Genomic DNA, 23,842 nt, shown 5'->3' on the forward strand with positions numbered 1-23,842 from the left:
AAAAATCTATGGTTAGACGTCGCAAGCAAACTCCATCACAAAAACCATCGAGCCAGATGGGCAGTGTTCGCATCATCAGCGGACTTTGGCGCGGTCGTAAGCTCCCTGTGCACGATGCAGAAGGGCTCAGACCCACCACCGATCGCGTCAAAGAGACGGTATTTAACTGGCTCGCTCAAGATGTCCCCCATGCCAAAGTGTTAGATCTGTTCGCAGGCTCTGGCGGTCTGGGGTTTGAAGCCGCGTCGAGACAAGCCGAACAGGTCACTATGATCGAGCTTAATGACAAAGCCTACAAGCAAATTGTCAGTAATATCGCACTGGTCAAAGCAGACAACATCCAAGCCCATCATGGTGATGCACTGAGCTTCTTATCTCAAGCTGGGCAACCACAGGATTTGGTGTTTATCGATCCCCCTTTTCGCAAAGGGCTGCTACCGGATGTCATCGAGCGTCTAGAGAGCAATGGCTGGCTCGCTAACAATGCGTTAATCTATATTGAAACGGAAAAAGAACTGCAGCTTGACGCTATCCCAGAGCACTGGGATCTCCTAAAAGAAAAGACAGCGGGTCAGGTTAGCTACCGATTATTTGAGAGGGAATCACAATGAAAGCGCTATTAATGCTGGCAAAAATCGCCTTTGGGTTTGTTTGGTTTGTGTTGATTTTGAACATCTTCCACCCGTTCCCAGGCAAAGGCGCTATCGCGCTGTACATCATGACCGCATTCCTATTTATGATGCACGGTATTCAGATGGCAATTTTCATTGGTGCTTTTGGCGATAAGCTCAAGCTCGGCACTTGGGAAAAGTACTCCATACTGGCGTTTGGTATCTTCGCCCTACTGGATATCCGCCAAAAGTACATGATGGGAACGGCGCCTGAGCAGGATGACGAAAGCCAGGAGCAAAAATAGCCCCTTCTCCAACAAGCTATAAAAAAGAGCCGCGAATGCGGCTCTTTTTTGTTATTTTCGTGTCACGATTAACCCATGTAGCTTTTCACGCCGTTTAGGAACATTTGGGTGGAAATCATCACCAGCAATAAGCCCATCAAACGTTCGACCGCTTTCAGGCCTCTTTCTCCCAGCAATTTATGGAAGAAGTTGTAGAACATTAAAATAAAGAAGGTCGCGCCCCAAGCAATCAACACTGCCGCAGAAAGCTCCACTAAGCTATCTGGATTTTGCGTAGACAGAAGTAGTACGGACGCAATCACAGAAGGCCCAGCTATCATTGGGATCGCCATCGGCACAATGAATGGCTCTTCACCTGCCGCTAGCCCCGTCACACTGCCCGCTTGTGGAAAAATCATCCTGATCGCAATGATAAATAAGATGATACCGCCAGAAATACTCAGAGTTTCCGGCTCAACATGTAAGAAGCTAAGTATGCTTTTGCCTGCAAAAAGGAACAGCAGCAAAATGAGCAAAGCAAAACACAGCTCGCGTACCAGTATCTTGCGACGACGCTCTGGATCGATATGTTTCAGTATCGAAAGTATGATGGGAAGGTTGCCGAGCGGATCCATGATAAGGAATAGCATGGTCGCCGCTGAAAGAATATCCATGAATTACAGCCTGCTAACGAAAATTTTCAGGGAGTATAGCAGGCTATTTATCGTTTAGTGAGAACAGACGCGCTCGATATTTAAGCTCCACAGCCCATCATTCTCAATTACTTTCTGTTTATCGATAAAGAAAGCCAATAGAGAATCAAGATCAAAGCCATCGCGGCTACAAGTACGGAACGTAGCATTGGCGCCAAACTGTTCAACAACGGTTTGCTCAAGTTGCGCACGGCTCATCGGCTGCTCACGCAGTAGATTAAGTACCTTGTGAGCATGGATATCAGATGCGGTCATGGTGGATTACCTCACTTATTGTTCAGAGACGCATGGTAATCAATATTCATCGCTACCGAGATGATCTATCGCAAATGAACCTACGACATTAATGCGTCGCGATGGGTAATGACGAAGCCACCAACATACTTTGTGCCAAGTAATAACTGCCAGATACGGCATAGCGCGCGCGTCGAGATTGAAAATGGTACTGTTCGAGTGCCAACAGCAGTGCAGATAACATCAAGACCAAGGCTCCGACAAACCCTAATGTCGACGCGTACGTGCCCGAGATCAGCCAAGCTTCTCCAGCCGCACACAGTAAGTGCACCAAAGAGAGCCCCATAAGTGCCACTGGCATTAAAAACGAGTCCAAACGAGGTAAAAGCAGCAAAAACGTAACAATGGCGACACAGAACAGCAGTGCGGGCAACCACAACACAAACTGACTATTCACAAGCCCCCACATGGCCCAACTATAAATAAGCTGTGCGCAAATAAAACCGATAAAACTTAGTTTCGTGTGTTGTCGCCACTGTGCGATGGCATCGCTAACAGCGAACACACCCAGTCCGAGCAACATCCAACGTTGATAGGGTAGCAAGACGTCAGTAGCCAAAATGATAGCGGCCAACAGTGCATGCGTCAGCAAACTGAACAGCACCATTCTGACTTTATCCCCTTTTTCATCCGCAAAAATATACAGCAAGCCCGAAAGCGCGACTGCCAACCAACTCCACATACACATACCCAGTTCTTATTATCGCTCCCAGTGTATGAAGCTCACTTATCCTGTCTAGTGGTAAGGGGTAAAAGTTGGACTTGTCTTAAACTAAACCATTCTCGTTTTGACATTGGAAAATTTCGCACCTTTGTCTCCCCACAGCTAACAAATGCATCAACTTAGAAAGCAAACGTTTTCCTTGGGCGTGAGTGACAGAACTGTCATTTTTTATGGTCTGCTGACCTTCAGCAACACAGCAACCACATCAGTACTCAATAGCAACATTATAAGACCTTGTTTATTATAAATAAAATCAACTATCAATCTGGACAAAAATCACATTAACTTTCTAGCAACCTAACAAAAACAGGTCTTTTCTATCACTACTTAAGAAAACCGCGCGCAAATTCTCACCCAGTAGCACAAGACCCCCACACAATCCTGACCCCAACCAACCCATAAACAACCCAGAGAGCACGTAAGACACCAAAGCCCCAAAAGTACACCTAACTTTATTGAGCAACATGTAAACACAATTAAATCCAATAAAAACAGAATCTTAATAAGGATCTGGCTCACAAAATGCTATGCGGACAAAATTGACACAAAATAAATACACTGTTTCTTTATGGTATTAAGATCAAAACAACGTAAGAAAACGTCATAAAACGGAAAGAATTCAATAATATTATTGTGTAAAAGCCAAAAATGATGCTATTCTTATTTTCAACGACAGAATTATTGAAAGGAGCAGTGTTATGATTTCATCTTCTCAGAAGCAAGGTCTAGTGATGATAGCCGTAGTAGTAGGGCTAATGACACTGCCGATACTTTACTAGTACTGACTAGGTCAAAACTAGAAGATCAAAAAAAGGGACGCATTCAGCGTCCCTTTTTCGTTGGTATTTGATTTATCCGGCGATCAAAGCCACATACGCTCTCATTACGCTACTTCGACAGGATATGAAGCACTTTTTCCCAGTGTACATAGTAAAATCCCATCGCTAGTAAGGTAATCAATGCCATCAACCACATCGCTGTGCGCCAGATGAACCGGCTACTTCGCGGCGTCAATTCCTGCTCACATTCATCACAAGCACGCAAAAACCCAGACTTGTCGTCTAATTCAAAATCTTCCTCATGAACGATTTTATTGCGAATGGTGGCAATGTACCTTAGCTTGCTAATCACATCATGAGGCAAACGCTCCTCACAACTGGTGACTAACTGATGTAACCCTTTGCCATCAGCTCGATATTGCTGTCGGAGCAATTTTTCCAAACGCCTTGTGCGTATAACTACGCTTTCAATATCAGACATATCCATCCCTCCCAACACCAGCGAATTGTGAAAAAGCCGTGCTGGCTCATGTCTTTACTTTCGGTTCACTCCATTGTTAACCATCTGTATTAAGAATTCGACAATTGTTAGGTAAATTCAAGTAAAGATTTAACCCTAATTCCAGCGCCTTTTGTGTGATATGAGCCTAAAAATCTCGGCAAAACCAACGATGACAGCTTATTTTCTGTGGTTTTTGTGCGATCTTAAATCCAGCGCATTGGAATGAACGGGGTTTGTATGCCTATCTCTCTAATTATAGCGGTAGTGATGCTGATTGGCGTTGCCGGCTATCTATTTGTTTTTATTCAGCGAAAGCACACTTTTGGGGTCGATGCTCCAGAGCGAAAAGTCGCCGTCACGATTTTAGATAAGCAAGTGGTTACTACTGATGATCCGACAAAAGAAGATGAGTATTGGATCTATATCCAAAAAGGAACCTTTGGACCAAAGCGAGAGTTTCAAATTGGAGTTCACTACTATCACCACTTAAACCCGGGTGACAAAGGGGTATTGACCTACCAAGGGGATGAATTCTTACACTTCGCTCTCAACCGTTAATCACAATCGTAAACCGCTGAGATTTACGCCATTTTATAGTCATGGTAATTTTGACCAAGTTGAATAACAGGGACGTAAATCATGAAGCTAGCCTCGAGCGTAGCACGCAACGCCTTACTCGCGTGCCTTGCGATACTGACATCCGGCTGCAGTGCCGCCTACCAAGGTCGTATCAATGATGCCGAGGTCCACCTCGTAGACTATTTTCAACGCTCAGATGGCGGTGACGCGCTCATCTCCACCATGGACAAACTCAACATCGACCATGCTTATGTCATGGGCTTACCGGTGATGAAAAAATGGGATGCCAGTGCCCCGAAGGCGCCGCGCTTTGTCTACGGTGATGATACACCAGTCTATTACTACTCCTTTACCGATGAACTCGTCGCTCGTGAAGTGGAATCGCTGCCTGCAGCAAGCCAAGCCAGATTGCACCCATTTTTAAGTGGCTTCAACACCACGGACATGAACGCCGCTGAACATATAGAAAGAGAGCTCAAATACCGCCCCGGGTTTTGGCAAGGAATTGGGGAGGTGATTACCCGCCATGACCATCTAACGGCATTGACCGCCGATGAAAAGCCCAGAGCCAATCACCCTGCTCTTAGCAAAGTTTACGATCTTGCCGCGCGCTATGATATGCCTGTGCTTTTGCATACCAATATCACCTCACAGCGAGAAGATAACCCACTCTATTTGCAAGAGCTCGAGCAAGCACTAAGCCAGCACCCTGAAACCCGCTTTCTTTGGGCTCATGCTGGTACAACGACCACACTGACCCGAACGGTCAGCATGAGATTTCTGTATCAAACCGTCGCTGACTTACTGAGTGAGCACGACAACCTATACATCTTGGCATCGTGGAGTTTGATTGAAGTGATGATGCCTCAGGGCCAAATTGACCGCCGCTGGCTGTCTCTGATTGAAGCCTATCCAGAGCGATTCATGATTGGCAGTGATGTGGTGGGACAGTTCCAGTATCAAGCGAGCGCCTTAGCCGTTTGGTCACCTATTTTGTCAGCACTGCCTGCGCCTGTGGCGGATAAGATGGCCTATCAAAATATGCTCGACGTGCTGCCTAATAGGAGCAAACCAAACAATGCTGAGCCAAATAGGAGCAAACCAAACAATGCTGAGCCAAATCAGAATTAACTCAGCGCTTGAACTTTTTGACTCCAGCGCTGGGCATCTGCCAGCGCTGCAAAGACTTGATTTTGAGACACGCCCAATTGCACTCGGTGCTGCTCCAGCCCTTGCCAGTCTGCGGACTCAAAACACTCTCCAATCTGCAACAGGCGTCCGTAGGGGCCTTGACGTTCAAGCAAAGCACGCTTTATCTCTTCACATAAAGGCAGTTGGGTAAGCAGCTGTTCAAGGGAGAGATCCATCAGCGCATCCAAAATCGAAAACAAGCCAATCATGAACGCTTGATCTTTGTATTGCTTAAATGGCGGATACTTGGTCATTAAGCGGCAAAATTGCGCTCGCTGCAGCGATAACTCATAGAGCGCTTTCGGCTTACGGCTAGAGATAAATGAGGCCACAGTGAGGGATACAAACAACTTGAGCTTATCTTGTCCGAGATAAACCAAAGCTTGTCGGAACGACGAAATCTCCGACTCTAAGCGCGGGCTCATGGTATTTACAAACTGCAGCAGCTTGTAGGACAAGGTGACGTCTTTGGCGACGATCTGCTCAATTTTATCAAAATCGACCTCAGGCACACACACTTGCTGGAACAGCTCCATCGCCACCAGCTGCTCGGCACTGATGTAGACTCGCTTCTCCATAATCGGCTTACTAAAGAAAAAGCCCTGGAAAAACTTAAACCCAGCCTGCTTGGTGAGTACAAACTCCTGTTCCGTCTCAACTCGCTCTGCCAAATACTGTCTTGGACTGCCCTTTGCCTTTTGACGAGCGACAAATTGGCACGCTTGCTCCACGCCCATCGACATGATGTCGAGCTTAACGATCTGCACAAATGGCAAAAAGCGCTCCCACGCTTCTTTATAAACAAAATCATCGAGCGCTATCATGTACCCGCTGCGTGATAGCTCTTTGATCGCTTGATAAAGCTCATCATTCGGCTCACAGGTCTCCAAGATCTCAATCACCACTCGATCTTTTGGCAAGATGAGCGGTAAGCGACGTATCAAGCTTTGCTGTGGAAAGTTAATAAAGCAACGGGAATTAGAAATCGCAGGGTTGACCCCCAGCGATAGAAAGTTTTCTGCTATCAAGCGATAAGTCGCTCGATTGGCCTCTACATGCGCTGGAAACGCATTACGCTCGCCATCGCGAAACAGTAACTCGTAGCCCAAGGTATGCCGACGCGCATTAAAAATGGGCTGACGAGCCACGTAGGTGGCGTACATGTCCAAACCGCCAGCCTACGACTTAGCCGCGGCCAACAAGGCACCGCACCCGACGAACATAGAGCCAAACACTTTGTTGATACGCCCCATCACTCGGTCTGAGCGAATATAGCGCCCCATTTGTGAAGCAAGCGAGGTATACCCGAGCATTACAACAGCGTCGATAATGACCGTCGTGATACCCAAAATCGCCAACTGTTGGAATTGATCGCCAGCAGGGTCAATAAACTGCGGAAACAGAGCGACCAAGAACACAATGGATTTTGGATTGGTGAGGTTAATCAGCACCGCACTGCGCAGTAATTGCCCGGCACTACAACATTCATGACCAGCTTTAGCTGAAACCGATTCAGTATCACGCCATTTTTGAATACCAAGCCAGATGAGGTACACCACCCCTACCCACTTGATGACACTAAACGCCAAAGCTGACTGTGCTACGAGCGCGCCGATACCCGCTCCCACCAACACGATGTGAACAGCTAGGCCAATCTGCAAGCCAGCAATTGCCGCGAGCGATTTGCGTGTCCCGTAACTTAATCCATTACTGATCGAGTTAACGGTGCCAGATCCAGGCGCCAAACTGAACACGATCGCAGTCACCACGTAAGCGAACCAAACATGATAATCCATTGTATTTCCTCACCACTGGTTTACTCTTAACTAAATAAGACGTCCCGTGGACTAATCACCCTGTACATCGACACAAAACCGTCGAAAAAACAGTGCATTATACACAAATATTGAAGTAGGCCTATGTATGCACAAAAAAAATGCTACCGACACCTCTTATACTCAAGAGCCACAATTTGAGCAAGTAATAAACACACAAATCGCTCAATTATGGGACAGTCGCCATGAGGGTAAGCTCAAAGCGAAGGATGGCACCGAGCTTTTTTGGTGTAAGTTAACCCATGACAGCCATAAGAAGGCCCTAGTGGTGGTCAATGGACGCATCGAATCGGCGTGGAAGTATCAAGAGCTATTTTTCGACTTTTACCAGCAAGGCTACAACATCTACTCATTTGATCACCGCGGCCAAGGGCTTTCGACTCACCTTGCTCCGAATCCGGAAATGGGTCACGTGCATGAGTTTGATGATTACCTCAATGACATGCAACTCATCCTTGAGAGTTTTGATTTACGCCATTACGAACAGCGCTACCTGCTTGCTCACTCCATGGGAGGCAATATCGCAACTCGCTACCTGCAAACTCGCCCAGAGCACGGCTTCGATAAAATCGCGCTCAGCGCGCCAATGTATGGCGTGAATGTTCCTTGGTACCTCAAGCCGATTGCGATGTGGTTGTCACAAATTATGACTGCGATCTACCCAACCCCAACCTACGCACCTGGTTACCAAGGGTATGTTGCAAAACCGTTTGATATCAATCCTCTCTCTTCAAGTGAGGTGCGTTATCACTGGTTTCGCGATCTGTATGAAAAAATGCCTGAGCTCAAGATTGGTGGCCCAAGCACACGCTGGGTATGGCAGGGTTTGATGGCAGCAAAGCAGTGCATTCAGCAAACAAGGCAAGTCAACATTCCTCTACTGGTGGTCCAAGCGGGTGCCGATAAAATTGTAAGCAACCAAGACCAGCTGCGCTTTATTAATAAGCTCACTCGTACCAACCCTCAGGCACAACTCGTGACGGTCGATGGTGCCAAACATGAAGTGCTGTTTGAGAAAGACCTGTATCGTAACCAAGCCCTGGACGCCGTCACTCAGTTCTTCAGTACTCGATAGCGACGGTAGAGGGTAAAATGAGGAAACAAATCAATTCACCATTTACCCTCTTTTTCTACGCTCAGATCCCCTACAATGATCGCCATTGTGATGGCCCCCTTGGCCGCACCAAGCGACTCGCTTGTACCTGTGACACAAAGAGAGAACTATGACCCTGAATCGAGATTCCATCAAAATTGTTGCCTCTGATCTAGACGGTACCCTGCTGGCACCTGATCACCTGCTCAGCGCCAACTCGAAGCAAACCTTGAAAGAGCTGCACGCTAAGGGTTACACCTTTATCTTCGCCACAGGTCGTCATCATGTCGATGTAGCCGGCATTCGTAAGTCCGTGGGGATCCCTGCTTACATGATCACCTCTAACGGCGCGCGCGTCCACGATGAGCAAGACGAGCTGCTGTATAGCCAAAACGTCCCAGAACAGCTCGTGCAATCCGTCGTTGATGTACTGAATACCGACAGTGAATTGTTTGTGCACATGTATCAAGACGATACTTGGTTGCTGAACCAAGAGGATGAGTTCCTACGCAAGTTCCATACTGAAACTGGCTTTACCTACACCCTGTTCGATGCCAGCAATGCACCAACTCAAGGGATCGCCAAGATTTTCATTACTCACCCGAAACAAGATCATGAACATCTGGTTGAGTTTGAAGACGCGCTACGCGAAAAATTTGGTGACTCGCTGAACATCGCGTTCTCAACGCCTTGGTGCCTCGAAGTCATGGCCAAAGAAGTATCAAAAGGTGAGGCACTTAAAGCGGTTGCAGAAAAACTCGGCTTTGGTTTGGAAAACTGTATCGCATTTGGCGATGGCATGAATGACGCAGAAATGCTGAGCATGGCGGGTCACGGCTACGTCATGGAGAACGCGCATGAGAAGGTGAAAAAAGCGCTACCAAACAATACCATCATTGGTAGCAATGCCGATGATGCCGTCGCAGAATTTCTAAAACAGCACCTGCTGTAACCGATCCAATCTCCCATGCTCACCCCTATATAGCGTATATCCTAGCTATTGGGCATGGGAGTTTGTTTAACTCGTCGCACCGCTGACTAACGGGTAACTCGCGCGAGTATCGCCGACCATTCAGGCTCAGATACGGGCATCACCGATAAGCGATTACCTCGTTTCACTAACGGCATATCTTCCAGCTCAGGCATCACCTTAAGAATACTCAGTGGCAGGACACGCTTAAACTTTTCGACATATTCAATGTCTACCATTAACCAGCGTGGATTATCCGGATCCGCTTTGGGATCGTAATAGTCGCTATTGATATCAAACTGAAAATGATCGGGATACGCCTCTTTGGTAACACGAGCAATGCCCGCAACACCAATGGTTTTGCATGACGAATGATAAATCAGCACCAGATCGCCCAACTTCATCTCATCACGCATCATATTGCGCGCTTGATAATTACGAACCCCTTCCCAGCATGAAGTTCCTTTCACACGCAGTGTGTCGATGGAAAATTCATCTGGTTCTGTTTTGAATAACCAATATGCCATAATGGTATCGAACCCTGTGATCGTTCTAACTAAGGAAAATTTAATGACAATGTCGCGTCTAACGCTCGCGGTTGCCCCGCTCATATTGCTTCAAGCGTGTTCGTCTTTCAACACAGAGACGCCGCAAAGTGCGCCTCAAGTGCCTTCCGCGGAACTATCACGTCCAGAAACCATCACACCACAAACTTACGTGATGCGTGGACAAGCGGTCATTGGTCACGAGACCCGCACCATTCAACCATGTGGTAGTCAGCACCAATACTGGCTGTCGTTGCCAAAAGAAGTTCGCTCGGAAGCCGAGAGGTTAACGCGCAAGCCATATCAGCCTATCTATGCCGAGGTCGTTGGCTACCTTGAACCACCGAGCCATCGAGGTTTTGATTCCGACTACACAGGACGCTTTGTGGTCACGCAGGTCAACATGCTGACCGCAGAGAACCCTAAGCGCTGCGATCAACCATTGAGACCGACACAAGTGCTGGGTAACGAACCTTTCTGGTCACTGAAATTCGACACTGCACAGCAAGCCAGCTTTGCCATGATGGGAGAACAGGCGCAGTCGCTGACGTTGAACGATCGCAAGGTAACACAGACCACCCGTCGCTATGAGTTTGACGATGCTAACCTGCAGATGAGCAGCAAACTGTGCAGCGACACCATGAGTGACACCATTTACGGCTGGACCGGCGTGCTCACCATGAACGGTCAGACTCGACAGGGCTGTGCAACACTCTCCAACTCCGATACCACCCTAAAATGGGCAGGCAATTATGTAGCACAGTCAACCGAGACAGCAGGCTTTACCGTGTCAATGACACTGCTACCGGATCATACCGCCATCACTCGCTACGAGTACCCAGATGACTCTCCAGCGACCGAAGAACGCGGCTTCTGGCAGCAGCTGAGCAATCAACAAGTACAAGTGATCATGACACGCCACCAGCAACAGTATTTAGTCTCACAGCGACTGTTTACTTGGGACGGCAACAAGCTCATCGCTAAACAAGAGAAAGTGGGTGATATTGTTTACCCTATTGCCAATGGTGGTTTAGTGCTGTTTAAGAGTGAATAGATCGAGACAATGAACCCAATGTGCACAACGTGTGGTTTTATCCACAATTGCTACTGCGAGGCGATCCCAACGATCGCCTCAGATCTTTGCTTTACCCTGCTGACACACCCTAACGAATTGACCCGTGCCACCAATACCGGGAAGCTGATCAACCGGTTGTTTATGTCCAGCGCAATAACCGAATGGCAACGCAAACAGCCATGTGAGCGCTGTTTACCTGATACCAGCCCCCATACACCTGTACTGGTGTTTCCCTGTGAAGAGAGCAAGCCACTCTGTGAGTGGCAAAGAGAGCAACAAGGCTTAGCCAGTAACTTCATTGTGCTTGATGGCACATGGCAAGAGGCGAAGAAGATGCTCAATCGCAGCGCTTGGTTGCAATCACTGCCGAAAGTGCATCTTAATGCCACTCAGTTATCGCAATATCAACTGCGAAGAAACCAAGAGGCGGGCAACTTGTGCACTTTTGAAGTGTGTGCCGAGATCACTCGGGAGGTAGGCAGTGAGCAGGATGCTGACACCATGCTCACCTTCTTTGACGACTACTTACAGCGCTTTCAAGCCGAGCGCAGTGGGCACGCCCTAACGCGCTAATATCCAATGCTTGCTCAAGGCGTTAACTCAAGCAGCTGCTGGATGTGACTGATTTCAATATCTGGCAGTTGTTTCATTCGCTGGGCATCACGAGGTGTCATACCTTGGTCGTTAAACCAGCAGGCACTAAAACCGTTTCGCTTGGCACCCGCCACATCGGTCACAACGTGATCGCCAACATGCAGTATTTGCTGACGCGGCAAGGCTAGAAACTCAGCGGCTTTATCAAACATATCCGCATAAGGTTTTGCTCTACCGTCTGGACCCGCCTTGAGCACAAGGGAGAAATAACCACCCAAACCGATTTTATCGACATCGACATTACCATTGGTGATCGCAACCAGCGGTATCCGATGACACAACTGGGTGAGAACCTGATGTGTTTCATGTGGAACATCGAAGTCACTGCGCCAGTGTAAAACATGATTAATGAGCGTTTGTGCCGCCTCGGTAGCTTTAGGATCATCGTAACCCAAATGCTCTAGACCCTGCTTGATCTGCTGAAAACGCCACTCGGTGACATCATGTTTCAACATTGGGCTTTGCTCTAATAACTTAAACTTAAACGCTTGCCACTGAGCGCGGTCCCACTGCTGACTGATGGGATGGGCTTGCTGTAGCCACAGTGCGGCCTTTTGTTCGACCTTGCGAATAATCGGCCAGTTGTCATAGAGCGTATCGTCGAGATCAAAGGTCATCGCCTTGATAGTGTCTAGGCTGCGATAAAAGCGCATTAGGAATCCTCTTGTTGCTTAGGCTTACCTTTCTTATGTGCTCGGGGGTGAGCTTGATCATACGCTTGGGCAAGATGTTGAAAATCGAGGTGGGTATAGATTTGCGTCGTCGAGATGTTCTCATGACCAAGTAGCTCTTGAACCGCACGCAGGTTGTTGCTCGACTCTAACATATGCGTGGCAAACGAGTGGCGAAGTTTATGTGGGCTCACATGACTCGCCAACGACTGTTTCTGTCCCCACTCTGCCATGCGCTTTTGCACGCTTCGATGAGAAATACGCGTACCAAGTTTCGACACGAATAGTGCCGGTTCACCCGGTTTTGCCAACTCACCGCGTACTTTGAGCCATTTTGTCGCCCACTCTGTCGCATAGCCAGAAAATGGGACTTTTCGCTCTTTGTTACCTTTACCAATAACACGGATTTCACCGCTCGACAGGTTAAGGTGTTTCACATCGATGCCGACCATCTCCGCTAAACGCAATCCTGCACCATACATCATTTCCATCATGGCACGATCACGAATGGCCAGCGGATCGGTTTCATCCACTTCGAGAAGCTGCGAAACTTCATCAACATCAAGATTCTTAGGCAGTGGTCGCTGCTTACGCGGCGCACTGACCCCTTTTGCCGGATTCGCCGTCAGCTCACCACGCAAAATGAGGAAATCAAAAAAGCTACGCAGTGACGATAACCGTGTCGCAATGCTGCTCGCCTTCATCCCCTCTCGCATACCTTTGCCCGCCAGCTGTCTCACCCACCCGGCATCAACCTGAGTCCAAGCTTTCACGCCCATCTCATTCAAGTGTTGACCCATGGTTTCGAGTTGCTGACGATAATTGCGCTGAGTATGAAGACTGAGCCCTTTTTCACTGCGTAGGTATTCGTAAAACTTATCAAGCGGCTTTTGTAGGCCACCTGGTAAGTTTACTTTAGGCATGGCTTGGTCTGACATTGTCTTCCTCTTGCACCTGCCAATCGAGGTGCTCACAAAGATAGGAAACCACCAGCGCTAGGTGGCGCAAAAATAGGGTATCCATGTCCGGTTGAAAGTGACCACCATCGTCACTTGAGAAGATCAATAACCCCTGCGCAAACTTACGCTTCAACGGCAACACGACGTATGAGCCAAGTTCAGGCACCTGGCCATCGGCGATCTGCTGCTCTGTAAATAGCATAGTACGGTCCGCCTGACGCAGACGTCCAAGATAGGCATCTTTGCCATTCAAATGATTGGTGGTAAAGCGCTTCCAGCTTTCCATCGACAATGGGTCAGCATTGTCATCACTGTCGATAAGCTTGAGATAACCGCGCAGGTTCAAGCCAGTCGCTGTTTGCTTGATCGCCGTAACAACACTTTGTAGATCATGGCATTTCAATAGGTTTTCTTGCAGCGACATGAACTCATAGAAGGTTTTATCATTGCGTGCGGCAAGGGACATCAATGCGGTGATTTCTTCTTCGAGCGCTTCAATACGCTCTCGTTGTCTTTGCAGTTGAATGCCCACCAACGACACCGCACCTTGCTGCTGGTGTGGGAGGGAAAGGGATTCTACTAATGATTCTCTACCCTTAAAAAAATCTGGATGATCAGAAAGATACTCTGCTACCACTTCTGCTGTCAGGTGGTTCGCTTCAAACTCAGACAAAATGATTCCCTTTAATCCCTGTCAAATAGATAAAAAAATGGCGGGCCTCACATTGGCCCGCCATTAGTATAATGCCTTCTTGGCTAACAAGAAATCTGCCCATCGAAAACGTGAGCCGCCGCGCCCGTCATATACAACGGATGGCCTGGCCCTTTCCAGCTGATCTTCAAATCACCGCCCGGCAGGTGCACTTTCACCGTCTCATCCAGCAAGCCTTGTACAATACCAACCGCCACAGCGCCACAAGCGCCACTTCCACATGCTTGCGTCTCACCAGCTCCACGCTCATAAACACGCAAGTTCACTTCCCCGCGGCTGAGCACTTGCATAAAGCCCGCATTAACACGCTCAGGGAAACGCTCATGCGACTCCAGCAATGGGCCTAAAGTATCGACATCGGCTGTTTCCGTGTTGTCCACGACGGTCACGACATGTGGGTTGCCCATGCTGACAGCGCCGCAGAATAAGGTATGGTCACCGGCACGCAGAATATACGTCTTTTCTTTCTGCTTGGCTTTGAATGGGATCTTGTTAGGTTCGAATTCAGGTTGGCCCATATTGACCGTCACTAAATCGTTCTCTTCCAACTTCAGAACCATTTTACCTTTCTTAGTACTGACGCTGATGCTGTACTTATTGGTGAGCCCTTTCATCTGTACGAAGCGGGCAAAACAGCGTGCGCCGTTACCACATTGTTCCACTTCACTGCCATCGGCATTGAAAATGCGGTAATGGAAGTCAGTTTCCGGATCATAAGGGGCTTCAACAATCAACAATTGGTCAAAACCAACGCCGGTATGCCTATCCGCCAAACGACGGATAAGCTCAGGCGAAAAGAAAACGTTCTGGGTTATACAGTCAACAACCATAAAGTCGTTACCCAGACCGTGCATTTTAGAAAAGTGGAAGTGCATAGTGGTTCTGTTACTCCGGCAAAATGCTTTCTAGTTCCCAAAGGCTTTCAAGGGTCTCACGCTTACGCACAAGGTGTGCGGTGTTGCCATCAACCATTACTTCTGCAACACGTGGACGCGTGTTGTAGTTGGACGACATAACAAAACCGTATGCCCCTGCTGAACGTACCGCCAATAGATCGTTTGGCTCTAATACCAAGGCGCGATCTTTACCGATAAAGTCGCCGGTTTCACAGATAGGTCCGACAAGGTCATAGGTGGTCGCTTCGCCTTCACGAGGCGACACGGGAATGATGTCTTGCCAAGCTTGATAAAGCGCAGGGCGCATTAAATCATTCATTGCCGCATCGATGATCGCGAAGTTTTTGTGCTCGGTGTGTTTTAAAAACTCAACTTTCGTCAGTAGCACGCCTGCATTAGCAGCGATCGCACGACCCGGCTCAAAAATCAGCTCAAGTTCAGGGTGGTTTTCCAAACGAGCCAATAGAGCTTTCGCATAGTCCGATGGCTGTGGTGGCAATTCATCACGATACACTACGCCAAGACCTCCGCCGACATCTAAGTGGCGAATGTCCACACCATCAGCACGAAGTTGGTCGATAAGCGCCAACAGACGATCGGTCGCATCAATGAATGGTTCGATATCCGTTAGCTGAGAGCCGATATGACAGTCGATGCCATGAACCGCTAGGTTAGGTAAGCTGCTGGCAAATTTGTAAACGGCTGGCGCACGATCAAATGCAATACCAAACTTGTTATCACGCAGGCCGGTTGAAATGTATGGGTGAGTATTCGCGTCCACATCTGGGTTAATACGCAATGAAATCGGTGCGACGACACCCATTTCACCGGCCACCTGATTAAGGCGCTCAAGCTCAGGTTCAGATTCAACATTAAAGCACTTAATGCCCAACTCAAGCGCACGACGCATCTCTTGCGCGGTTTTACCGACACCAGAGAACACCACTTTACTTGGGTCGCCACCTGCTGCTACTACGCGCTCTAATTCACCGCCAGAAACAATATCAAAGCCCGAGCCCAAACGTGCCAGCGCATTAAGAACGCCAATGTTCGAGTTTGCTTTCACCGCATAACACACTAAGTGTGGATGATCGCCGACAGATTTATCAAACGCATTCCAGTGACGCTCTAGCGTCGCACGGGAATATACATAAAGTGGTGTGCCGTATTGCTCGGCAAGTTCGGTAAGTGACGTATTCTCGGCCCAAAGCTGGCCATCGTCCTGATAGTTGAAATAATCCAAATCCTGTATCCCTTTACACTGTGTCGATGGCTATCGTTATTGCGCTTGCTCGTTTGCTGGAGCTTCCTCGGCAGGCATATACAACTCGCCCGTTTGGCCGCACCCTGCAAGTCCTACTATTACAAGCATAAACATTGCTGTAATCGTCTTTTTCATTTTGCATATCGTGATTATTGAATCAATGCCCCCTATAATCGCACCACGAATTAGAAAAGCAATAGGATTACAAAATGAACGACACGGAATTTCACCAACTGGTCGATGCTCAACTGCAAAACATCGAAGAAGCGATCGACGAATCGGGTGCCGATATCGATTATGAAGTGACGGGTAACGTCATGACACTGGAATTTGAAGACCGCAGTCAAATCATCATCAACCGCCAAGAGCCAATGCATGAGATCTGGCTAGCGTCGAAGTCCGGTGGTTTTCACTTCAAGCTCATTGAAGGTAAATGGACATGCTCAAAGACTGGTCTTGAGCTAATGGCTATGGTCAAAGAAGAGTGTGAGAAACACACGGGTGAAGACATCGACTGGGTATAAGCCCAATCGATGCATCAAGCATTGACAGCTTTTGAATTACGAGAGTTGGAAGAGCCACCGTCGTTACGGTAAGGAATGATGTAAGGCTCTCCTTCTTCCGCATGCACCAGCTGGTAGTACTGCGGCAAGTTGAAGTTAATCAGCTTCGATGACACCTCACTGTCGTTGTTGACGTTTGACGTATAGAAGCTGTTTACGCTGGCAATCATCTCATCTTTACTGCCGCGCATCTGGTGGTAAACCTCAACCTGATTCGATTCATCCAACACATAAATGTTGAAACCATTGTCAGTATCTTCAAAGAAGAATTGAATCAAACCTTCACTGGCAAACCCATCCACCACTTGAGGTAGCTGATACTCCACTTCTTTATCAAGCATGAGTAGTGGTGAGCCTTGCAGTTTGTTGGTCGAAATACTGCGGTAGAAATCCACCGAGTTCTCCAGTTTCTGCACCGAAACCCCACGACGCTCAAAGAACAAGCCGTACATCTGATTGGCAACTTTCAGTGCTTTGAAGCGGCGACGCTTTTCCTGGTCAATTGGTTTCAAGCGCAGCTCAATACACTCTGCCAGCAATTGGTAGACAGTGTTTCTTAATACGCCACGCAAGTTCTTGCTGTAACAGAACACGTCCACCGACTCCGGTGGGAACGCGTCTTGGTGCATTTTACCAAGCACGGTTTTCAGCGCGTCCAGCATCGCAGTCTCACCTTCAAAGTGAAGCGTGCGGACTTCGTGCCAAGAGTTGCGGTACACCAAGTCAACAGATCCAATCAGGCTTTTGCCTTCGCTGCCAAAGCTTAAGATATCAACATTCTTCAGATCCACTTTAGACGCCTTCGCAGAGAGTTCCTGCGTCGGATCGTTCTCGAAGTTGATGAACATAGCGAGTTGGCTGATCTCACACGGACTACCCAAAGCTTGCATACTCGGGCGGCGCTTGCGCAGTGAGAAGGTATTACGCAGATCGCTCACCATCTGATAGAACTTATCGATATCAATGTGCGCATCACGCACTACCGAGTTCAGACGTGTCGATTCGGTGATAAGGCCATTAAAGAACGCCCAAGCAACAAGCTTACTTAAGTACTCGTTATGCTCGAGTGGCGCTTGGCCTAAGATTCGATGCGGGATCAGCGGCTGCTTATACAAATACCAACCCGACTGGTAGCTCTTACCTTCCTGAACCTCGATAAACGTTAGATCAGGCTCATGCAAATCAGGTGAGATTTGCGGATTGAGTAGAGTAACTTTGCCAGGCAGCACCTCAAACGCCGCATACAGCTTACGAGCAAGAATGCTAATGTCTTGCGGGCTGATTGCCGAGGTAATGTCGTTGCGTCTCGCAAACTGGATCAGGTTACGATAGCTGAGCATCAATGCATCAAGCAGAGAGTTATGCACTTGCATCACCTGCTCAACCTTCCAGTTACGGCGGTTATCGAGCTCTTTTAGCACCTCTAGCGACCAATTCCAATTGGTGGTCATTTGCGTCAGCGCTTCGCGGCGCCAAGGCATCGAACCCACACCAGGTTCGCGAGATAGCTTCTCGTGCGTTTTGAGGTAGAAACAGCGACGTACCAAATCCAAGCGGGTCTCATCGCCAATACGCTCAAGATAGCGCGTTACTTTCTCAAGCATCAGATAATAGGCATCCATCCCATAGAGATCAGGCTCGTGGGCAAAGAAGCGACGTTTGGTATCAATGCTTAGTAATTGGGTGTGTGGGTATTCCCAAGAATACGCCTCAAGCAAAATAGCTTTAAGTACCGACTTATAAGGAGAGTCGATACTCTTATAGAGTTGCCACAGGCTCGAGCCAAAGTACTCTTCTGCCGGAATGCGATTCAGACGACCAAAGTCGATCCACTCGTCACAATTGATGTGGCCTTCATCGCACATTTTTGCGACGTAATCTTCGTAGCACTCTTCCATCTCTGGCGGCACAATTTGCCACAACAGACGTTGACCACCCAGGCGTACCGCTGAGCGATAAAACTCATCCAGCAACAGTAGGTGTTGTGACGAACCACAGTTATCACCAGTCATCTCCTCAGAGATGTTGCTGCGAAAACGGTCCTCATCCATCAAAAAGAAGTTGGCTTCAACCCCAAGGCCTTTTGCCCAGTCGGTTATCAACAAACATTTATTGCTGAGCATCTCTCGCGACTTAGTCGACATCTGTGGAGAAATACAAACCCAGATATCCAAATCGCTCGATGTACTTTGACCAATAGACGAGGTACTACCCATGGTGTACAAACCAAGGATCTCAGTTTGACTCGGTTGTGGTAGTGGCTGACCGAGTGCCAGCGCGATGTCATCGAGAAATTGTTGCTGAAGCTCATTGGCTTCAAAGCCGAACAAACCGCTTGGGCTGTCTGCTTCGTAGAAACCAGGGATGATAGGATGATTGAAATGAAACAGTGCTGGGATCAGCTGGAATACTCGTTGACCTTGCAGATCCATAAGTGCCAGCGCGCGCTCAATACGCTGCTGGTTTAGGGTATCTAACCTTTGTATAAGGGTTTGAGTGTATGCCTGCAAGGGTGATTCCTAGGTTCAATCTGACTGCTATTTTGCATAGGTTTTAAACAAACAAGCGTTCAAAACGTGATCAATGTATCATTTTTATTATAAGCGGTAAAGTGATACTCGGCACTACGACAACTCAATTCCCATCAAGGTGGGGTTTGGTTTAGCCTTCCAAATAATAGCGGATAATTCTAACAGCAGTAGCCACAACAAATGCGATTAACCTCACAATATTAACAATAATTGTGATCCGTAAAGTTATCCCTCAGTTTGGGTATTGGGAAATCACTAAGCATTTCATAGAGTCAATGGTACGATTACGCTATTACAACCATCCAGATGCTTACGAGAACACTATGACCCAGACTCAGCCTATTCGAATTGCCACCCGTAAAAGCCCTCTTGCGCTATGGCAAGCACACTATGTCAAGGACGCACTCATTGCTGCACACCCTGGACTGGAGGTTGAGCTGGTAACCATGGTCACCAAGGGCGATATCATTTTAGACACGCCTTTAGCAAAAGTGGGCGGTAAAGGCTTATTCGTCAAAGAGCTAGAGGTCGCTATGCTGGAAGGCCGCGCCGATCTCGCTGTGCATTCAATGAAGGACGTGCCTGTAGATTTCCCTGAAGGGTTGGGACTTGTCACTATCTGTGAGCGTGAAGACCCACGTGATGCCTTCGTTTCCAACACCTACGGTAGTATTAGTGAACTGCCACAAGGTGCTGTTGTGGGCACCTGTAGCCTACGCAGACAGTGTCAGCTAAAAGAGCAGCGCCCTGACCTTATCATCAAAGAATTGCGTGGCAACGTAGGTACGCGTCTGGGTAAACTCGACAACGGCGACTACGATGCGATCATTCTTGCGGCGGCAGGCCTTAAACGCCTCGAGCTTGAATCACGCATTCGCAGCTTTATCGAACCAGAAGAATCGCTACCTGCAGTTGGCCAAGGCGCAGTCGGTATTGAATGCCGCCTTGATGACGAGCGTCTGATCAAGTTACTCGCACCACTCAATCACGCAGAGACCGCCGATCGCGTTCGCTGCGAGCGCGCCATGAACTTAACGCTCGAAGGCGGATGCCAGGTTCCAATTGGTAGCTATTCATTGATCGATGGCGACAACATCTGGTTGCGTGCACTGGTGGGTGAGCCCGATGGTAGCAAAATCGTGCGCGGTGAAATCCAAGGCAGCCGCAAAGATGCCGAAGCGCTTGGCGTGCAGCTCGCGAATCAGTTGCTCGACGATGGCGCCAAGGAAATCCTTGAGAAACTGTATCAAGATCACGAGTAATGCCTGATGAGAGTACTGGTAACACGGCCTGAATCCCAAGGTACCGAACTCTGCACTCTGATTGAAAATGTGGGGGGCTATGCCCTCCACTATCCACTGATTGATATTCAGTTTTCCGCTCTCGATTCATCCCATCTGACTCAACTTCGCCAAGCAGACATTGTCATTGCTGTAAGCCAATATGCCGTATACGGTCTTTCCCTGCATTTCTCAACTCATCCAGATGGCACGCCTAATCACGCTATTTATCTTGGGGTTGGTCAAAAAACCGCACATGAATTGAGCAAACTGGTACAACAAAACGTACACTATCCCTCGGTCAGCGACAGTGAACACCTCCTTGCCCTACCTGAGCTAGAGGATGTTGTAGGCAAGCGTATTGTCATCCTCCGTGGCAATGGCGGACGTGAGCTTATCTTCGACGAGTTGACGAAACGAGGTGCTCATGTGCATTATTTGCAACTGTATCAGCGCCAATATCGCCCCGTCGAACCTGCCGCGATACATCAGTGGCAACAAGCCAAGATTGATACCATGGTGGTCACAAGTGCCGAACAACTGGCTCATTTAGTGTCTGTAATGCCAGAAGCACAACACACATGGTTGAAGCAACAACGGCTGTTGGTTCCGAGTGAACGAATAGCCAAGCAAGCGATAGCACAAGGATTTAATAACGTTACTAACAGCCAAGGTGCATCGAACCCTACTCTATTTGCTGCTCTCCAGCGTCTAAAAACAGGACTTAACAATGACGAACAAAAATAAAGACGAGCAAATCCAGTCTGAAGACAAACAAGACGTAACTCTAGCCCCAGAGAAAACCCAAGAATCCAACGAGTCTGAAACTGAAAACGCACAAGCCCAAAGCCCGCAATCAAAAGCGCCTGAATTTGAAGAAAAGCAGGGCAAGCGTGGTGTTAAGCTCGGTACAGCGGCCATCATTCTAGCCCTTCTTCTGGGCGGTGGAATGACGTTTATGATGCAAAAGCAAGCGGGTGACTACGAAGCACGTATTGCAAGACTCGAAGCCCAAATCAAGGCATCACAAAGCTCCCTAAGTTCTGAGATGCAGCAAGTTCAAGCGGATACGCTAAAACAAGCAAAAACCATGACCCACAAAGCCGAAGTCGTGCTTGGTCAACAGAAAAAGAGCATTGAGAGCCTGCAGCTTGCGGTCGCCGACGTGAAAGGTCGCCGCCCTAATGACTGGCTGTTAGCAGAAGCGGACTATCTTGTGAAACTGGCTGGCCGCAAACTGTTCCTCGAGCACGATGTCGTCAGTGCGACACGCTTAATGGAAAGCGCCGACCAACGCATCGCGGCACTTAACGATCCAAGTTTGGTTTCTCTGCGCCAATCAATGGCGAACGATATCACTAAGCTTCGTACCGTTCCTCTGATTGACCGTGATGGCTTGGTACTGCGTCTTACCTCACTGCAGCGTGAAGTCGACCAGCTGCCACTTGCCAACGCCATTCTCCCTGATGCACCAGCCGTTGAAAAACGTCAGGTATCACAGGACATTTACGACTGGCAAGATAACTTGATGACGTCTTTGAAAGACTTCTCAGACAACTTCATCACCTTCCGCAGCCGTGATGGCAACGTCATTCCATTGTTATCGCCAGATCAGCATTTCTACCTGCGCGAGAACATCAAATCCAAGATTGAGACCGCGATTCGTGCTGTGTACAAAGAGCAAGGTGAGATCTACAAGATGTCATTGGACACTGCAGAACAGTGGTCTGAATCCTTCTTCGATATGGATAACAACAGCGTTAAAGAATTTAATGCAGCGCTTGGTAAGCTAAGTCAGCAAAATATCCAAGTGAATTACCCAGTTAAACTCGAAACACAGGCAAACCTGTCCGATGTCATCAGTGAGCGCCTGCGCCGTGAAGTGACCACCATCATCACGGAGGAGAAATAATGATTCGATTAATCTTTCTCTTCGTCGTACTCGGTGCTGGCCTCTTTGTGGGTACCCAGTTTTCGGGTCAACAAGGTTATGTGTTGATTTCGATTGCCAATAAGACCATCGAGATGAGCGTGACAACACTGGTGGTGTTCGTGATCGCAGCACTCGCAGCACTGTTTCTGCTTGAGTACATCATCAAAAAAATCCTCTACACCAGTGTAACCACGTTCAACTACTTCAGTGTTCGTAAAATGCGCCGTTCACGCCGTTACACTAACGAAGGGATTGTTAAGCTCTTAGAAGGCGACTGGAAGCTTGCCGAGAAAAAAGTGACACGTTGGGCCAACTATCACGATATGCCGCTACTGTGCTACCTGGTGGCCTCTGAAGCCGCGCTAGGTCAAGGCGACAAAGCAAAACGCGATCACTATCTTGAGCTGGCTTCTCAGCAAGAGAACTCAAGCCTTGCTGTACAGCTTACTCGTGCGAAGCAAGCGGTACGTGAAGAAGAGTGGGAACTTGCTGCCTCTACACTTGAGACACTAAAAGCCGAGTATCCAAGCAATACGATTGTACTTAGCCTGCTAAAAACCACCTATCGTGAACTTGGCAAGTGGCAAGCCCTTATTGACCTACTGCCAAAGCTTAACAAAGCCAAGCTTATCGATGCTGAAGAGCTAGTTGAACTTGAAGAGCGTGCCCAATGCGGTCTGCTTGAAGACATCGCTAGCCAACAAGGCAGCGAGGGCCTTATCGGTCATTGGAACAAGCTGCCACGTAAAACACGTCAAAGCACACACCTCGTGGGTTGCTTTACCAAGCAGCTTATCGCTCGCAAGGCAGACGCTGAAGCCTTTACCGTGATTAAAGAGACACTGAAAAAGCAAGGTCACGATGACCTTTATAGCTTGCTACCAGAGCTGAACTTAGCGGATGCTCACCCAGTGGTTGTGATGCTGGAAGATGTTGTGAAGAAGCAGCCTGACAATGCCAAAGCTCAAAGCGCTTTAGCTCAGTTCTACTTCCGCGAAGAAAAATGGCCTGAGGCACAGCGCCACTTTGAGCGAGCGCTGTCGGTGCGCCCAGACGTTTCGGATTATGCTTACCTTGCTGATACGCTTGAGAAGCAAGACCTCACTAAAGCAGCCGGTGAAGTGTCTCGCAAAGCGTTGACTTTGATTGACAGCAAATAGTTCTATCTCAATCGCTATCAATGA

The 23,842-nt window shown here is 48.3% G+C and carries 27 protein-coding genes; 13 read left to right on the top strand and 14 right to left on the bottom strand.

What is annotated here, in order from left to right:
* Positions 1–8: 8 nt before the first annotated feature.
* Together rsmD and AAA946_RS15650 are read left to right on the top strand one after the other, a co-directional pair.
* Positions 9–611 (top strand): 16S rRNA (guanine(966)-N(2))-methyltransferase RsmD, encoded by a 603-nt coding sequence (rsmD, locus tag AAA946_RS15645; protein ID WP_338165638.1) that lies wholly within the window; start codon positions 9–11, stop codon positions 609–611.
* On the top strand, positions 608–916 hold the full coding sequence (locus AAA946_RS15650; protein ID WP_338165639.1) for a DUF1145 domain-containing protein: 309 nt from the start codon (positions 608–610) through the stop codon (positions 914–916). The genes rsmD and AAA946_RS15650 overlap by 4 nt, the downstream gene beginning before the upstream one ends.
* A 68-nt stretch (positions 917–984) precedes the next feature.
* Here AAA946_RS15650 and AAA946_RS15655 read toward each other — a convergent pair whose 3' ends face one another.
* The 4 genes from AAA946_RS15655 to AAA946_RS15670 all read right to left on the bottom strand — a co-directional run bounded on the left by AAA946_RS15655 (position 985) and on the right by AAA946_RS15670 (position 3,886).
* Positions 985–1,569 carry a YhgN family NAAT transporter gene (locus AAA946_RS15655; RefSeq protein WP_338165640.1) on the bottom strand — a complete coding sequence of 195 codons (585 nt, stop codon included), beginning with the start codon at positions 1,567–1,569 and terminating at the stop codon, positions 985–987.
* 54 nt (positions 1,570–1,623) lie between these two features.
* Positions 1,624–1,863, bottom strand: a complete 240-nt coding sequence (locus AAA946_RS15660; protein ID WP_338165641.1) for a YecH family metal-binding protein — start codon at positions 1,861–1,863, stop codon at positions 1,624–1,626.
* Positions 1,864–1,951: 88 nt separating this feature from the next.
* Entirely contained in the window at positions 1,952–2,584 is a 633-nt protein-coding gene (locus tag AAA946_RS15665) for a lysoplasmalogenase family protein (protein WP_338165642.1), read from the bottom strand.
* Between the two features lie 930 nt (positions 2,585–3,514).
* Positions 3,515–3,886 carry a DUF4145 domain-containing protein gene (locus tag AAA946_RS15670; RefSeq protein ID WP_338165643.1) on the bottom strand — a complete coding sequence of 124 codons (372 nt, stop codon included), beginning with the start codon at positions 3,884–3,886 and terminating at the stop codon, positions 3,515–3,517.
* A 258-nt stretch (positions 3,887–4,144) separates the two neighbouring features.
* On the opposite strand from AAA946_RS15670, the gene AAA946_RS15675 reads away from it, so the two are divergent.
* Both AAA946_RS15675 and AAA946_RS15680 read left to right on the top strand, forming a co-directional pair.
* Positions 4,145–4,465: a DUF2500 domain-containing protein gene (locus tag AAA946_RS15675; protein WP_338165644.1), complete on the top strand. Its 321-nt coding sequence runs from the start codon at positions 4,145–4,147 to the stop codon at positions 4,463–4,465.
* Between the two features lie 81 nt (positions 4,466–4,546).
* Positions 4,547–5,617: an amidohydrolase family protein gene (locus AAA946_RS15680; protein WP_338165645.1), complete on the top strand. Its 1,071-nt coding sequence runs from the start codon at positions 4,547–4,549 to the stop codon at positions 5,615–5,617.
* On the opposite strand, the gene AAA946_RS15685 is transcribed toward AAA946_RS15680, so the two are convergent.
* Positions 5,614–6,840, bottom strand: coding sequence for an EAL and HDOD domain-containing protein (locus AAA946_RS15685; RefSeq protein WP_338165646.1), 1,227 nt, complete (start codon positions 6,838–6,840; stop codon positions 5,614–5,616). The two genes, AAA946_RS15680 and AAA946_RS15685, sit on opposite strands and share 4 nt — an antisense overlap.
* Before the next feature lie 15 nt (positions 6,841–6,855).
* Positions 6,856–7,473: a homoserine/homoserine lactone efflux protein gene (gene rhtB, locus AAA946_RS15690; RefSeq protein ID WP_338165647.1), complete on the bottom strand. Its 618-nt coding sequence runs from the start codon at positions 7,471–7,473 to the stop codon at positions 6,856–6,858.
* 127 nt (positions 7,474–7,600) lie between these two features.
* Here rhtB and AAA946_RS15695 point away from each other — a divergent pair, with 127 nt between their 5' ends.
* Entirely contained in the window at positions 7,601–8,587 is a 987-nt protein-coding gene (locus tag AAA946_RS15695; protein ID WP_338165648.1) for an alpha/beta fold hydrolase, read from the top strand.
* A gap of 148 nt (positions 8,588–8,735) precedes the next feature.
* Positions 8,736–9,557 carry a Cof-type HAD-IIB family hydrolase gene (locus AAA946_RS15700; protein ID WP_338165649.1) on the top strand — a complete coding sequence of 274 codons (822 nt, stop codon included), beginning with the start codon at positions 8,736–8,738 and terminating at the stop codon, positions 9,555–9,557.
* Positions 9,558–9,643: 86 nt separating this feature from the next.
* Here the strand turns inward: AAA946_RS15700 and AAA946_RS15705 are convergent, their stop codons facing one another.
* Positions 9,644–10,102, bottom strand: coding sequence for an EVE domain-containing protein (locus AAA946_RS15705; protein ID WP_338165650.1), 459 nt, complete (start codon positions 10,100–10,102; stop codon positions 9,644–9,646).
* 43 nt (positions 10,103–10,145) lie between these two features.
* Here AAA946_RS15705 and AAA946_RS15710 point away from each other — a divergent pair, with 43 nt between their 5' ends.
* Both AAA946_RS15710 and AAA946_RS15715 read left to right on the top strand, forming a co-directional pair.
* Positions 10,146–11,174: a COG3650 family protein gene (locus AAA946_RS15710; protein WP_338165651.1), complete on the top strand. Its 1,029-nt coding sequence runs from the start codon at positions 10,146–10,148 to the stop codon at positions 11,172–11,174.
* A gap of 9 nt (positions 11,175–11,183) precedes the next feature.
* Positions 11,184–11,768 carry a tRNA-uridine aminocarboxypropyltransferase gene (locus tag AAA946_RS15715; protein ID WP_338165652.1) on the top strand — a complete coding sequence of 195 codons (585 nt, stop codon included), beginning with the start codon at positions 11,184–11,186 and terminating at the stop codon, positions 11,766–11,768.
* 14 nt (positions 11,769–11,782) lie between these two features.
* Here AAA946_RS15715 and yigB read toward each other — a convergent pair whose 3' ends face one another.
* The 6 genes from yigB to lptM all read right to left on the bottom strand — a co-directional run bounded on the left by yigB (position 11,783) and on the right by lptM (position 16,486).
* Entirely contained in the window at positions 11,783–12,502 is a 720-nt protein-coding gene (gene yigB / locus AAA946_RS15720) for a 5-amino-6-(5-phospho-D-ribitylamino)uracil phosphatase YigB (RefSeq protein ID WP_338165653.1), read from the bottom strand.
* Positions 12,502–13,443 (bottom strand): tyrosine recombinase XerC, encoded by a 942-nt coding sequence (gene xerC, locus AAA946_RS15725; RefSeq protein ID WP_445206107.1) that lies wholly within the window; start codon positions 13,441–13,443, stop codon positions 12,502–12,504. Before xerC ends, yigB begins: the two co-directional genes overlap by 1 nt.
* Complete coding sequence (locus AAA946_RS15730) at positions 13,436–14,152, bottom strand: DUF484 family protein (protein ID WP_338165655.1); 717 nt, start codon at positions 14,150–14,152, stop codon at positions 13,436–13,438. The genes xerC and AAA946_RS15730 overlap by 8 nt, the downstream gene beginning before the upstream one ends.
* Before the next feature lie 83 nt (positions 14,153–14,235).
* Positions 14,236–15,066, bottom strand: a complete 831-nt coding sequence (gene dapF, locus AAA946_RS15735) for a diaminopimelate epimerase (RefSeq protein WP_338165656.1) — start codon at positions 15,064–15,066, stop codon at positions 14,236–14,238.
* A 10-nt stretch (positions 15,067–15,076) separates the two neighbouring features.
* A complete protein-coding gene (gene lysA / locus AAA946_RS15740; RefSeq protein ID WP_338165657.1) occupies positions 15,077–16,330 on the bottom strand; it encodes a diaminopimelate decarboxylase in 1,254 nt (417 codons plus the stop codon).
* Positions 16,331–16,366: 36 nt separating this feature from the next.
* Positions 16,367–16,486 (bottom strand): LPS translocon maturation chaperone LptM, encoded by a 120-nt coding sequence (lptM, locus tag AAA946_RS24165; RefSeq protein WP_445206084.1) that lies wholly within the window; start codon positions 16,484–16,486, stop codon positions 16,367–16,369.
* A gap of 74 nt (positions 16,487–16,560) precedes the next feature.
* Here lptM and cyaY point away from each other — a divergent pair, with 74 nt between their 5' ends.
* Positions 16,561–16,875 (top strand): iron donor protein CyaY, encoded by a 315-nt coding sequence (cyaY, locus tag AAA946_RS15750; RefSeq protein WP_338165658.1) that lies wholly within the window; start codon positions 16,561–16,563, stop codon positions 16,873–16,875.
* A gap of 14 nt (positions 16,876–16,889) precedes the next feature.
* On the opposite strand, the gene AAA946_RS15755 is transcribed toward cyaY, so the two are convergent.
* Positions 16,890–19,424, bottom strand: coding sequence for a class I adenylate cyclase (locus AAA946_RS15755; protein WP_338165659.1), 2,535 nt, complete (start codon positions 19,422–19,424; stop codon positions 16,890–16,892).
* A 344-nt stretch (positions 19,425–19,768) separates the two neighbouring features.
* Here AAA946_RS15755 and hemC point away from each other — a divergent pair, with 344 nt between their 5' ends.
* The 4 genes from hemC to AAA946_RS15775 are packed head-to-tail and all read left to right on the top strand — an operon-like array spanning position 19,769 to position 23,818.
* Positions 19,769–20,707, top strand: coding sequence for a hydroxymethylbilane synthase (gene hemC, locus AAA946_RS15760; protein ID WP_338165660.1), 939 nt, complete (start codon positions 19,769–19,771; stop codon positions 20,705–20,707).
* Between the two features lie 6 nt (positions 20,708–20,713).
* On the top strand, positions 20,714–21,472 hold the full coding sequence (locus AAA946_RS15765; RefSeq protein WP_338165661.1) for a uroporphyrinogen-III synthase: 759 nt from the start codon (positions 20,714–20,716) through the stop codon (positions 21,470–21,472).
* Positions 21,456–22,637, top strand: a complete 1,182-nt coding sequence (locus tag AAA946_RS15770) for a uroporphyrinogen-III C-methyltransferase (RefSeq protein ID WP_338165662.1) — start codon at positions 21,456–21,458, stop codon at positions 22,635–22,637. Before AAA946_RS15765 ends, AAA946_RS15770 begins: the two co-directional genes overlap by 17 nt.
* Positions 22,637–23,818 carry a heme biosynthesis protein HemY gene (locus AAA946_RS15775; protein ID WP_338165663.1) on the top strand — a complete coding sequence of 394 codons (1,182 nt, stop codon included), beginning with the start codon at positions 22,637–22,639 and terminating at the stop codon, positions 23,816–23,818. Before AAA946_RS15770 ends, AAA946_RS15775 begins: the two co-directional genes overlap by 1 nt.
* The last annotated feature ends 24 nt before the right edge of the window (positions 23,819–23,842 follow it).

Origin of the sequence: Vibrio sp. 10N, assembly GCF_036245475.1 — a bacterium.
In the GTDB taxonomy this organism is placed as follows: Bacteria; Pseudomonadota; Gammaproteobacteria; order Enterobacterales; family Vibrionaceae; genus Vibrio.